The following is a 13,337-nucleotide window of genomic DNA, read 5'->3' on the forward strand; positions in this document are numbered from 1 at the left end:
CTAAATAGGTTAGCTGTTTATTGATGCCTGTGAAAAATGCCGGGACCATATGTTAAGGCCCCAGGCATTTACTTATTAATCAACTAACTCTCTCTTATTTAATTCTTACTATCCTGATATTGTCAACAGCTGCCTCGAAATTTTGAACCGTATTTGCCCCGTCATTAATAAATGTTATGTTGATGGCGCCGGCCCCTGTTGAACCAAGCAAATCTGTAAGCTTTGGTGCAGGAAAACCTTTATCATCTACAAAATTTGACAATGGGATAATAACTGTTTGCCAACCCTTTGTAACAAACGGAGCAATTGCCCCTGTAGCCGTTTTCCATGGGTGATAAAGGGCTGTATAGGTATATGAGTAATCTTTTAAAATCTTGAACGAGCCGGTTGACCATGGCTTGCTAACCGATATTTCGAACTTTAAAGCATAATGGCTTACAGTATCATTCAAGTTGGCCTGAGGCACCCATTGCGCTGCGTTGGTATTAATTGACCGGCCATAGTTCCACCAGGAGTAATCGTACTGTGAAAGATTTAATGCTTGCATTACACCGTAATAACCGGTGTTACCAGGGTAATCAGAAGAACTGTTGGATGTACCAGAACCCCACGAAAAATTATTAATGTTATCATAATTATTCAATACACCGGTTATAAAATTGTGTACCGGATAAACTGTCGAGGCCTTACCCGATTTTGTTTCAACACTCACAATGCCGCCGGTTTGAGTAACGCTCCCTGGTACTACAAAGCTGAGGCTGGTACCATCATTTGACGCTTTATAGTTGTTAACATTAATCCCGGCATAGGTGACGCTCTTAATAAAGAAGAAGCTAAACCCTTTAATTTTAACCGAGTCGCCGGGATTGGCGTCTTCGTTAGAAATACCCGAAATGGTTGGCGCAGGGGCAACTATAGGAAATGAAAACGTAGTTTGCCCGTGATTCGTAATGTATTGTATGGTATTCAGTTTATCTGAAGGTACTGAAGGAAACGCGATAACTGCCGGTATCAGTACGATCGCACTGGTATCTGAAAACCAGGCATCATTAAAAGAGCCTTTAACGCCATCGAAATTAATTGAAAGAGCGCCTTTTAGATTTTTACCCGATATAACGATCCACTGACCTGTCCCCACACTGCTTAAAAGCGAATCACCGGGATGGGCTACGTAATTACGTATGGCGGTAATTACCGGAGCCCCTTTTGATGCTGATGATGCATCCTTTTTACAGCCGTATTGGGTAAATGCGGCTGCAGCAAGCAACGCAAGCAGCAAACAGCTTTTGATATTTTTTAGTTTTTTCATGATTTTAAGAATTATCTAATGACTTGAATTCTACTTATAATAAGGTACAGGAGGCTCCAGCAACTTAGGATCGGCTGTCTGATCATTTGCCGGTATAGGCAGGGTAAATGTATTAATGGTTGGCGGGGTGATAGGGCCGGTAGGCTGAGGTTTTTTAATTCCTGTGGCCGGATCATAAGTAAACAACGACCGTGGCACATACCTGTTATTGGGATCCGGATCATTGGTGAGGGTTGTCTGAACTTGAAGTACAAAAACCGCTTTTTGAGGATCGTAGTAAGAAAGGCGCACCAGATCAAACCAATACTGGCCTTCAAAGGCCAGCTCAATCCTTCTTTCCTTCATGATAATATCGGGTGTAAGAACAGTAACTTTATCAACCCCTGCCCTTGTACGTACCGCATTAAAGTATTGTAAAGCGAGGGCATTGGTTGTAGAGGCATTATTACCTAATAAAGCTTCGGCGTATATTAAATATACATCTGCCAGGCGCAATATTGTATTGTGTTCAATTGACGACCCAAGATCCATGGTTGGTGAATTATTATCAGCAGCGGTACCCACCACGTGTTTTTTAACATTTACACCGGTAGCCGTATATCCGCCGCCTGCTGCGTTCAGCTCACGATATTTATCACCGGTGAGCATAAAAGTCGCTTTGCGGCGTACCGAATCCTGTGGTGTGTAGAGGTTTGCAAGATCTGTAGTAGGACCAATGGCCTGACCCCAGCCGCCTCCGCCTGTAACAAGGCTGCCGCTTGGCGCGAATTGAGCTTGTATGGAATTGCCTTGTCCGTACGGTACGCCCGGTGCCCACTGGAAAGCAAATAATGATTCGGAATTGTCATTAAATTGGGTCCGGAAGAGGTTGTAGTAGCTCGGCAAAAGTGTTAAACCGCTGGTATTGCACACGTTACCGGCATAGTAAGCAGCACTATCCAGGTCAGACTGGTTGCGTGATCCCTTCTGGTTCAAACCGGCCCTGGTTAAATAAACCTTTGCCAGCATACCCTGGGCAGACCATGTGGTAACACGGCCCGGCTGATCCGTTTTTGGTAAATTAGCCGCAGCATATCTTAAATCATTGATAATAAACCTGTAAACATCTTCAAGCTTATGACGTGGCACCAGCGGGTTAGCTATCAGCTTGTCGTTATCTTCAATAATCGGTACTGCGCCCCATAACTGGGCCAGGTGAAAGTAGGATGCAGCCCGAATAAACCTTATTTCGCCAAGCGCGCCTGTTTTACTTTTTATAGCCACGCTATCGGGCATTTTGGTGTTAATAGCTTTAATGTTAGTGTTACAATGGGCTATTACATTATAAAAACTTCTCCATGACTGGGCTAAATAGCTGTTTTGTGGCGTAATGGTAAAGGAAGTGAACTGAACCAAATCAGAGTTATACGGCTGAAGCATATTGCCGCTCATAATATCTCCAATACCCAGTAACGGGAAATTGTTCCAGCCGGCCCAGGGTAGGGCATAAAGCGCAGCTGTAGCCAATCTTAAATCTGACCCACTTTTATAAAAATTATCGGTTGTGATACCCGTTAAAGGAGGTCGTTTAAGATAATCTTTTTTGCAGCTGCTTATCACAACAATACTGATAACCAGTAAGGTTATATTTATTTTAATGCGTTTCATGATATTGAGTTAATTATTTAGCGATACGTTAAGGCCAACTGTGTAAACCCGCGGTTGGGCATAATATCCATTATCGATACCTGCCGCTAAAGGGTTCCATGAACCGATTTCCGGATCATAGCCGGTGTACTTGGTAATGGTGAAAACGTTGGTAACGTTTACATACACCCGTAGTGACCTCAACTTGATTTTATTTAATATACTATTTGAAAAGTTATATCCCAAAGCAATGCTCTTACACTTCAAAAATGAGCCACTTTCGATATATTTATCAGAAAAACGCTGGTTATCGTTACCGCTGCCCTGGCTGATCCTGACCACATTGGTTGACGGGTTCGTAATGAATACGTTGTTGATATCCGACGATGAACCAGCCGGATTAATCAGTCCTATTTTCGCGAAATCCAAAACAGATGGGAAATAGCCAAAATTCTGGTTCGGATTATCGCGGTTTACCTTTAACTGGTTATAAATTTTGTTCCCGTAATTGCCTGTCATAAAGATATTCAGGTCGAAGTTTTTAAAATTGAAACTGTTGCCGATGCCATACTGAAACTTGGGTAATGGGGAACCTAAAAATGTTTGGTCGCTGGCATCAATTTTACCATCGCCATTAATGTCTTTAAAAATAACGTCCCCTACCCAAACGCCCCCTGTACCAGGGGTTATAGGTATAGAGCTGCCTCCGATTTGGGATAACGCGGGATATTTTGCAAAGTCGGCAGCATTTTTATAAATCCCAAGTACCTGGTACCCGTAAAATTCGCCTATTGAACGCCCCACCACAGTTTTGGTTACAGAACCGTAGATTGCCGGGGTGCCCTCAACCAATTGAATCACTTTGTTGATATTCCTGGAAAATGTGATGTTGCTGTTCCAGTTAAAGTTCCTTGATTTGATGTTTTGTGTCGATAGCGAGAACTCAAAGCCTTTATTGCCCACTGCACCTATATTTACGTAAGGGGCTTGTATAGCGCCTGGGGAATACCCGCCGGAAGGGAATGTCCCTGAATAATACGGCATAGTAAGGCTCAACAACAGGTTGTTTGTCTTGCGGTCATATGCATCAGCAGAAAAACTGATCCTTCCGTTTAAAACAGTGACATCCAGGCCAACGTTGTATGACTTTGTAGTTTCCCACTTGATGTCAGGATTCCCGGTTGTGGTAGTTATTTGCGAATTACCTGACAAGCCGGTGGAAATTGTATTTAAAGTGGAACCGTAAGCATACTCCGCGATGTTTTGATTATTTACAAGTCCATAACTAAGCCTTAGCTTCAGATCGTTGATAGCTTTTACACCTTTAAGGAAGCTTTCGTGGTTTATCTTCCAGGCAAGGGCACCCGAGTATGTGGTATTCCAACGGTGTGCTTCGGCAAATTTTGATGAGCCGTCATGACGTACAGTAGCCGTTAGCAAATAACGGTCGTCATAGGTAAAGTTAGCCCTGCCAAAATAGGCTTCTAAAGCTCCCTGCCCTTTAACACCAGAATTAGTAGCAGTTGTCGCGTCGCCGGAGCTGATTGTTTGTACGTTGTTGCTCGCAAAATTGGTTCTGGTAGCTGATACACCATTGCTTTTGAGCAATTGGGCTTCATGCCCGGCTACTACGTTTAGTTCGTATTTTTTTGCGAACGTATGTTGATAGGTTAAATAATTGGAGATTGAGTTATAAAAATTTTGCGCGTTTGACGCGGTACCGCTGTTATTTGCTTTAGTGTAAGCTCCCATAACATAGCTTGGATTGAAATAATCCTCGGTAGCAAAGTCAAAATTTCCGGCTACTTCATTGCGCAGGGTTAAATCCCTGGTAAATTGAATTTCGGCATAAGCATTGCTAAATAACTGGTAGCGGCTTCTAAAATCTTTCACAATCTTGGCTAGTGCAAATGGATTGGCGCCTACCGCGCCATAGATGTTAGGGTCATTGCCACCCCAGGTGCCATCAGGGTTTATCACAGCTACGTCGGGCGTTTGATTAAGCGCCTGCCAGATAACGCCCGCGTTGGAAGTGGTCACGTTTTCTCCCACATGTGCCATATTCAGGTTTATACCAACTTTCAACCAATCGGTAGTTTTATTGTCAATATTTGCTTTTACCGACGTCCTTTTAAAATCTGAACCGACAGCAATCCCTTGTTGAGAGAAATAGGTCCCCGACAAATAATACCTTGTTCTGGAATCGCCGCCGCTGATGGACACACTATGGTTTTGCATAGGAGCTGTTCTGAATAGTGCTTTTTGCCAGTTGGTACCTTCACCCAGGTATTGCGGATTCGCGAACTGGGGCCGCATATCATAGCCGATTATTGCACTTTTTTCGTTCATGAAAGTGGCGTACTGCCTTAAATCCATTACGTCATAATACTTGGGTAATTTTTGCCCGCCGATGTAGCCATCATAACTAATGAGCGGCGAACCTGCGCTTCCTTTTTTTGTAGTTATAATAATTACACCATTGGATGCTTGCGAACCATAAATAGCCGTAGCCGAGGCATCTTTTAATACATCAATTGAAGCGATGTCAGATGGGTTGATACTGGACAACGGATTGGTGCCATTGCCTGAAATGGCAGACTGTCCGTTAGGGGGTATCTGTACTCCGTCAATAACGTATAAGGGAGGTGAACCAGCAAAGCCACCTAAACCACGGATTTGCACGTTTACGTCACCTCCCGGCTGGCCTGATACCTGTTGTACAACTACACCTGCCACTCTCCCCTGTAGAGCCTGATCGAACGTTGTTGGCTGGGTCTTTAACAAATCCGTTCCTGTTACAGAAGAGATAGAGCCGGTTAGGTCCCTCCGTTTTCTGGTACCATATCCAATAACTACAACCTCATTCAAATCATTGGTTGACGGTTTGAGCGCAACGTTGATAACTGTAGATGAGCCTACGTATATTTGCTGAGTGGTATAGCTCATAAAGCTAAAGATGAGGATATCCCCGGTTCTTGCATTGATCGTATAATTGCCATCCGTACCGGATATCGCACCTGTAGGCGCACCCTTCACTTTAATGGTTACGCCGGGAAGGGGAAGAGAGTTTTCTGCGCTCGTTATTTTACCGGTGATTTTGATGCTTTGCGCGTAGCCTGTCAAAGAAAAAAACAGGGCGCTAAGAAAGAGCCACCAACGGACGGCCGGTCGCAATTTTGATTTTCTTTTCATTTTCTTGATAAATTTAGATTAGTAAATAATTGGTTCATAAAACTGGATTAGATGTTAAATTTTAGCCTTACTTTTTTTCGTCGGTAATTTATTTGCTGCTTGTTAGCTGACTAAATGCAGAGAGCGCATTGTTCCCGGCAATTGATAGCAGGTTCAGCATTTTGTAGCGAGACATTCCTTTAGAACCACCTGCAGGTTGTCGAATGGGAACGTCTTACTGGCATCAGCATAGCAGCACATATACCGGAGGGGCAGCCCTCTCTTTTATAGTTTATGTTTACATTTATTAATTGGCGATACCGTCGATAATAATTGTGAAAACAACAATTATCGGCTGAGGCAAAATGGAGTAATCGGGTTTTTACATACGCTTTAATTTAAGGGGTTAATGTTGGTTTACTCGGTTATTGGTTTTCTGTTTTAGCCAGGGAGAACTCCAGTTAACAGGACGTAGGCTTTGCAGCCGATAAAATTGGCGTCTTTCTAAAAAGCCCATTCAGATCTTGGGATCTCTACAATCGATTGTAGGGAAACGGGACGTTGTTTTTAGAAGAACGGGATTTTTAATTTACCCGGCTTAGTCTCATCTTGTTATAAATTGGTTGTTAATAGTCTGATCTTGGCTATCTAAGGGTAAAATTAGACCGAAGACCACCTTTGAAGACAACACTGACGTTGAAATAAATAATACTGGTGATGAAAAGTAAGGAGCAAAATGCGATAATAACTGATTTTCAGCTGCATCAGGTGAGTAAGTACAAGAATATGATACCTGAATATAGGTGCTAACCCTTGCTTAGCCTAAAATGGCTTGAGTATTACTAAAAAGCCGAAGCTACATGAGTAAAGTTGATGTCAAACCGGATTAACCTGATATCACGGCATGTGCACCTCAACCGACCGGTTTTATTGAAAGACAAATAAGGAGACAGTTTTTAAGACCTGCAGTTGCTGTCTGAAAAAACTGTCTCCTTCGTGAAATCTTGTGTAAACAAACGCTAAATTGATATAATCATCCGGCATCCTGCTATTTTTTAATGTGTACCATCCTAACACCGTTATGGGTTGGAACAACTTGCCTGATGCTTCCGTCCCCATCAAACTCAAGCTTATCGATACACACTTCACGATACCAACCAGCTGAAGCTCCCATTTTGATACCTTTGGGGTAATTAAAACGGTGGTAAACCAGATACCATTCATCCTTTCCTGGCAGCTGCAATACAGAATTGTGGCCGGTACCATAAATACCTTTAGCCGGATCCTTAGCGATAACGACGTTTTGAGCTGGCACTTTGATCTTCCCGAGCGGACTTAATGCTACTCCATAACGGACCCTGTAGTTTTCACTCCGCGTATCATCTTCCGACCACATAAAATAATATTTCCCTTTTCTGTAAAACACATACGAACCTTCCCGAAAAGTGCTATCAGGCGTAAGCATGACGGTGGTACCAGGTTTTAGTGAAATCATATCGTTATTCAACTCTGCCCCCGCCATGTAACCATTACCCCAGTAAAGGTAACTTTTACCCGACTGAGGGTCGGTAAAAATATCGGGATCAATCTGCTGGCCTCCTTTTACTTCCGGTGGCGGCTGATCGATTAAGGGCTTACCCGAGTCAACAAACGGGCCGAGCGGATCATCAGCTACGGCCACGCCAATTTTTTGCGCTGCGCAGAAATAGTAAAAGTATTTGTACGCTCCGTTAATTTTTCTTTCAAGAATGCAGGGCGCCCACGCATTTCTCTTCGCCCAGTTAACATCTTTAGTTAAATCGAGAATGGTACCATGATCCTGCCAGTTTACCAGATCTGGAGAAGAGAAAACCTTAAAATAAGTACTGCCCCAGTCCGGGAAACCATCAGATGTCGGGTAAATATAAAATTTGCTTGTCTTCTCAGCATAAAGAATCTCAGGATCGGCGTAATAACCTTCCAAAACAGGATTATGGTCTTCAAGTGAAATCACCTTATAGGTAGCCGTTTTTCCAGAAGCAATTGCAACGCGTATGTTCACCGGTCCGTGAGTAAAGTCTATTGCCGTTTCCGGCGAGATCGTGACATCAGGAAGTTGCATGAACTTCAGATGAACCCTCCTTAAATCCGTACCCGGCTTAAAGGGCAGGTAAAGCGTGTTCAACACTGTATCCAGTTTAATGTTGTTCTCCTTTAACCCTTCAGCTTTGACCGTCTGGACTATATCATCAGGCGTCATCCATTTTTTGATCAGCCTCCCGGCTTCACTTTTAGTTATGGGCATTATGATACCATGGCGCGGGTGGAAATCCATTTCCACTTCGTTATCTACCGTCTTAAAATTTTTAATGTCAGTAGTGCGCGTGAACTGACAGACGCCGCTTGCATACATATCATACATCAGGATATACCCTTTGCCGTTATTTAACTTAAACGTACCTGGTCCCTCGACGGGGCTGGACGTTTGCTGGACATTAGTAGGGCTTTGAAGGGTATACCGACCGGCAAGACGATCGGAAACCGCGATTTTGATACCGGGCAAACGGTCTTCCGTTTTAAAGAGCAGGTAATATTTTCCGTCTTTCGCAAGTATGTCGCCGTCTATACAAGCTGCATTATCAGGGCTGTAGAACAGCTGTTTCGGTTTTCCTTCGAGCTTGGTAAAATCCGGATTAGCGTACGCATAGTAAAGCTTGTCCGGATCTTTACCATACTTTAAGGAAAAGTAAACCATATATTTTCCAACTGTACTGTCATAAACAGTTTGTGATGCCCATACCCTTAGCAAACTGTCTTGCCCGGCATATTGCTTTTGAAAATTGACGGTAGCGGAAGACCAGTGAATTAGGTCGGTCGATTTGAGCATAACTAACCCGCGGTTTGAATTCCAACCCTTTGCCGATACCATATCGGCCGCCACCATATAAAACGTCTTCCCGTCAGCTCCGCGTTGAATGTGCGGATCACGAACACCGCCAGTTTCGCTTATAGCCGAACTGTTAATCACCGCCTTATTTTTATTAAGCACTTTAAAGTGGTAACCATCCATACTGATAGCAAACCTGATGGCCTCTTCGTTTCTGCTGTTTCCAGTAAAATAAACAAATAAATAAGCCCCAAAAGAGGGCTTGGACAGTAAAGGATGAGGCCGGCCATCTGTAATTAGCCGAAAGGTCATCGCGAATAATAATAGATATGTATATTTCTGTTGCATTTTTATTGGAAGAAGCAGTCAAATTCCAAAACAGTAACGCTTATCCGAAGATGTCCGGTATAGTCTGTATCCTTAGAAAAAATGTCCGTCAGATTGTGGTAATTTCACAATCGATTGTATGGAAACGGACATTTTCTTTTTAAATGAGCGTATCCATTTAACCGGATTTAATCTCTGTTAAATAAACCAGTTGTTAGCTGTTATGATCTGGCTTTCTGAGGCTAAAATTAGACCCAAAAACCATTGCGAAGACAACGCTCAAGTTGAAATAAATAAGACTGGTGATGAAAATCAGGAGTAAAATGGAACAATGCCTTTGTTTTGAGGCAAATCAGATAAGTACAAAAATAGTGCTCCGGGCAGCATTACGTAGACTCAGAATGGCCTTGAGTGCCAATTGCATATTCCGCATAATGCGAAGGTTTTACTTTAAATTCTTCCTGAAAACATTTGCTGAAATATGCCGCGTTGCTGAAACCAACCCGGTCAGAGATTTCGGCCACTGATAACTCCCGCTGACATAATAGCTGAGCTGCTTTTTTGAGCCTAACTGAACGGATGAATTCAGAAGGAGTTTGTCCGATGATGGAGACTAATTTCCGGTATAATCCGGAGCGCTCCATATTCATATCGCTGCTGAAATCCTCGACCGAGTAGGAAGAATTATGGAGATTTTTTTCAACGCATACCATCGCCTTTTTTATCAGCTTTTCGTCGATTCCGGAAGTTGTAACCATCCCCGGTTGGATAACAATAGCTTTTTTGAATAGTTGCTTCCGCTGTTCCTGCTGCTCGATCAGATTTCGGATGCGGACAATGAGAATATCAATATTAAAAGGCTTGGTAATGTAGGCGTCGGCCCTCGCCTCGTAACCTTCAAACTGCGATTCATCTGATGAGCGCGCCGTCAGTAACACTATCGGAATATGGGAGGTTCTGATATCTTTTTTCAATGTATCACATAATTCAATCCCACTCATTTCAGGCATCATAATGTCGCTGATAACCAGGTCCGGCAATTGCGTAAAAACTATTTCCAGAGCTAGTTTACCATTTTGTGCAACTTTAACATCGTACAAAGCCCCCAGTTGCTCTTCCAGAAAATAACGAAGCTCGTCGTTATCTTCTGTAATTAATATACTGATTGTTTTGGTATTACCGTTTTCATGTGGGGCAGGATTGCGTTTATCAATTGTTTTTGGTTTAAGGTCACCGGGAATATATAAAGTAAAAGTACTTCCTTCTCCCTCAACGCTTTTGACATCGGCAAAGCCACCATGCAGCCTCGCATATTCCTGGACGAGGTGAAGGCCGATTCCGCTTCCCGTGTTGCTCTCCGATTGGTTGGCTGCCTGGAAGAAACGGTTAAAGACCTGGGGGAGGTCAGCAGGTGATATGCCTGAACCGGAGTCTGTGACGCTTATCAATATCGCCGGCGTTTCCGTTTCAGGCATTATTGATCTTTCCACACGGATGCTAATACTGCCCTGATCAGGCGTAAACTTAAACGCATTCGATAGCAGGTTATTTAGCATCATACCGAATTTATCCTTATCAATATAAAGCCAAAGGTTAGGAGGGCAAAATCTTTGAAAAAGGATCTGCCTGCTGCTTGCAAGGTTACGGAAAGGATAAGAAAGTGCTTCAGTAAATTCATTGATGTCGCAGCAATTTAAATGAAGAACTTCTGCGTTGAATTCTAATCGACGGAAGTTAAGCATCTGGTTGACCAGGTTCAATAACGATTGCGCGCTACGATAAATGCTGCTCAGCTGGCCTTTAAGCGTTTTATCTTCGACATTTTTTATAATTACATCAAGCGGCGTCAGGATCAATGTAAGGGGAGTCTTTAACTCATGGCTCATATTAGTAAAAAAGCTGAATTTCAGCTCATCCAGTCTTTGTTGCTGTAGCTTCAATTGTTTTACATTATTTTTTTTTACATACCTGGATACAACAAGATAAATTAATCCCAAAACTGTCACCAGGTACAGCCCGATCATAAAGGAGGTTTTCCACCAGGGTGCGAGCACCGTGATTTTTAATATCGCGGTTTTTCCGGCCCAGCATCGGCTGTCGTCTGAGGCTCTGACTTTTAGTACGTATGACCCCGGAGCGAGGTTGGTATAGGTTGCCCGGCCTATTCCATCCGGTGCTGCCACATCGTGCCAGCTATCATCAACACCTTCGAGAAAGTATTGATAAAAAGATTGAGAAGGGTTTACATAGTTAAGCGCGGAAAAACTTACACTAATAAAATTCTGATTATGTTTTAAGGTGACCGATGTGGAGGCGGAGATTGATTTCTTAAGAATTTCATCTCCATTATACAAATCTCCTGGCTTAATGTGCTTGTCAAAAATTTGAAAATCGACAAAAATGGGATCAAAAACTCTCTTGCTTACAAAAAGCTTCCTGAGATTTACTTGATTAAAGCCATCGATGCCACCCAGCAACAACCGGCCGTCTATGGTTAAATAGGATGATCGTGGGAGAAACTCATTGCTGATCACCCCGTCGTAACGGTTGAAGTTTGTAAAATTAAATTGCCTTCCGTATTTGGTTTTATATAACTGAATATTCGAAACTCCATTTGATGTAGAAACCCAGATTGATCCCCCGCTATCTTCTGTTATTGATTGGATTGAATTATTGACAAGACCATCCTCGGTATGAAAACTGAATAGTTTCTTTTTTTCCTCATCCCAAATGTTTAAACCATCCTGAGTTCCGAACCATAGTAGCTGCCGGCTATCTTTCAGCAGGCAGTGATATTGGCGATTATTATGGCGGAGCATAGGGTTATCCAAGCGATGGTCAACTAATTTGAGCTCCTTCCTGCCCGTGTCAGACATAATTAGTCTTCCGTATGAAGTGCCGATTAGGGCACCTTTATAGGAAATGACTTGTTGTATGGCATATAAATAGTCTCGTACCTTATTTTCAATGCGAATACTTTGTAATTTACCAGTGACTGGGTCGAATTCAAGGAGACCCGAGGTGTCGGAGCATAGGTGATAATGGCCTTTTTCGGTCTCGAAAATATTGTTCAAATTGTCTATCGGGTAGCGCCTGATGTTTTTACCTGATAAAACAAATAAGCCTTTGTTTGCCACGATCCATATGTTTCCGCTCCGATCCGTCAACATAGCCTTACAGTTCACACCTCTCAGAGGATCACCGTAAAGTTTAAGTTTTTCAGTTTTATCAGAATAGCTAAAAACTCCCTTGTCAGTGCCAACCAGCAAGTCACCGGTTTTATTATTTTCTGCGAAGCCAGTAACATACAACTCTTGGTTTTCGGGCAAAGGGAAAAGGGATTTGCCGACGTTTCTGAATCGGAAGCGATCCGGGTGAAAATACAGCAGCCCTTTATTCAGCGTCCCCAGCCATAAGCCACCCTGGCGGTCAAAAACAGAGTTACTGACTTCGATATCGATCAGTCTGCCATCAACCAGGTGTAGCGTAGGGGTGAATTTAATATTGGTCAGATCATGATCCATCATCCAAAGCCCTTTCCTGCAGCCCACGACGATTTTTCCGAAAGGACCAACAGACAAGGAGTTAAGCCAGTAATCTGTTTCAATTACTTTTTCCCATTTATTGTTTGTTTTGTTTAGTACAAGCATAATACCGCGTTTGCCGTTTCTTAACAGGTAAAAGGTATTATTGCCGGGAACAACGTATAAGGTATTCAGATAAGCATTAGGCTCCTGGTTTTCCAGTGTATTTTGCCGGCCGGTCTCTTTTCGAGTGGCAGTGTTATAAATGATAACCTGTCCGGAGCGATAAAAAACATACAAACTTTGATCCAGCACCTCAATATCAAAAACCGGGTCGGGGGAGTTTGCCGGCAATTCTGTTTTTGATAAAAATGTTACCGTTTTCTGCAGAACGCGGTCGCGAAAAAGTAATTTGCCTGATAACGTTACCATCCATAGGTTCTTGCTGGCGTCTACAAAAAAATCAGACAGTGGTTCATTGACGCCGAGCGATGCCAGTACTTTTTCGGGATGT

Annotated in this window: 5 protein-coding genes; all 5 read right to left on the bottom strand. The window is 42.9% G+C overall.

The features are described from left to right. Positions 1–94 precede the first annotated feature (94 nt). Positions 95–1,309: a glycan-binding surface protein gene (locus SNE26_RS20540; RefSeq protein WP_321555770.1), complete on the bottom strand. Its 1,215-nt coding sequence runs from the start codon at positions 1,307–1,309 to the stop codon at positions 95–97. A gap of 30 nt (positions 1,310–1,339) precedes the next feature. Then, a complete protein-coding gene (locus tag SNE26_RS20545) occupies positions 1,340–2,956 on the bottom strand; it encodes a RagB/SusD family nutrient uptake outer membrane protein (RefSeq protein WP_321555771.1) in 1,617 nt (538 codons plus the stop codon). A 9-nt stretch (positions 2,957–2,965) separates the two neighbouring features. Beyond that, the gene (locus tag SNE26_RS20550; RefSeq protein ID WP_321555772.1) at positions 2,966–6,127 is read right to left on the bottom strand and encodes a TonB-dependent receptor; all 3,162 of its coding nucleotides are present in this window, start codon (positions 6,125–6,127) and stop codon (positions 2,966–2,968) included. 1,027 nt (positions 6,128–7,154) lie between these two features. Next, positions 7,155–9,284 carry a family 43 glycosylhydrolase gene (locus SNE26_RS20555; protein ID WP_321555773.1) on the bottom strand — a complete coding sequence of 710 codons (2,130 nt, stop codon included), beginning with the start codon at positions 9,282–9,284 and terminating at the stop codon, positions 7,155–7,157. A 401-nt stretch (positions 9,285–9,685) separates the two neighbouring features. Next, on the bottom strand, positions 9,686–13,138 hold the full coding sequence (locus SNE26_RS20560) for an ATP-binding protein (protein ID WP_321555774.1): 3,453 nt from the start codon (positions 13,136–13,138) through the stop codon (positions 9,686–9,688). Positions 13,139–13,337 lie beyond the last annotated feature (199 nt).

Source organism: Mucilaginibacter sp. cycad4, from assembly GCF_034263275.1.
Classification (GTDB): domain Bacteria; phylum Bacteroidota; class Bacteroidia; order Sphingobacteriales; family Sphingobacteriaceae; genus Mucilaginibacter.

Excerpts from the sequence above, each read along its gene's own strand:
- SNE26_RS20540 (WP_321555770.1), bottom strand. The coding sequence starts at position 1,309 with ATGAAAAAACTAAAAAATATCAAAAGCTGTTTGCTGCTTGCGTTGCTT.
- SNE26_RS20550 (WP_321555772.1), bottom strand. The coding sequence starts at position 6,127 with ATGAAAAGAAAATCAAAATTGCGACCGGCCGTCCGTTGGTGGCTCTTT.
- SNE26_RS20555 (WP_321555773.1), bottom strand. The coding sequence starts at position 9,284 with ATGACCTTTCGGCTAATTACAGATGGCCGGCCTCATCCTTTACTGTCC.
- SNE26_RS20545 (WP_321555771.1), bottom strand. The coding sequence starts at position 2,956 with ATGAAACGCATTAAAATAAATATAACCTTACTGGTTATCAGTATTGTT.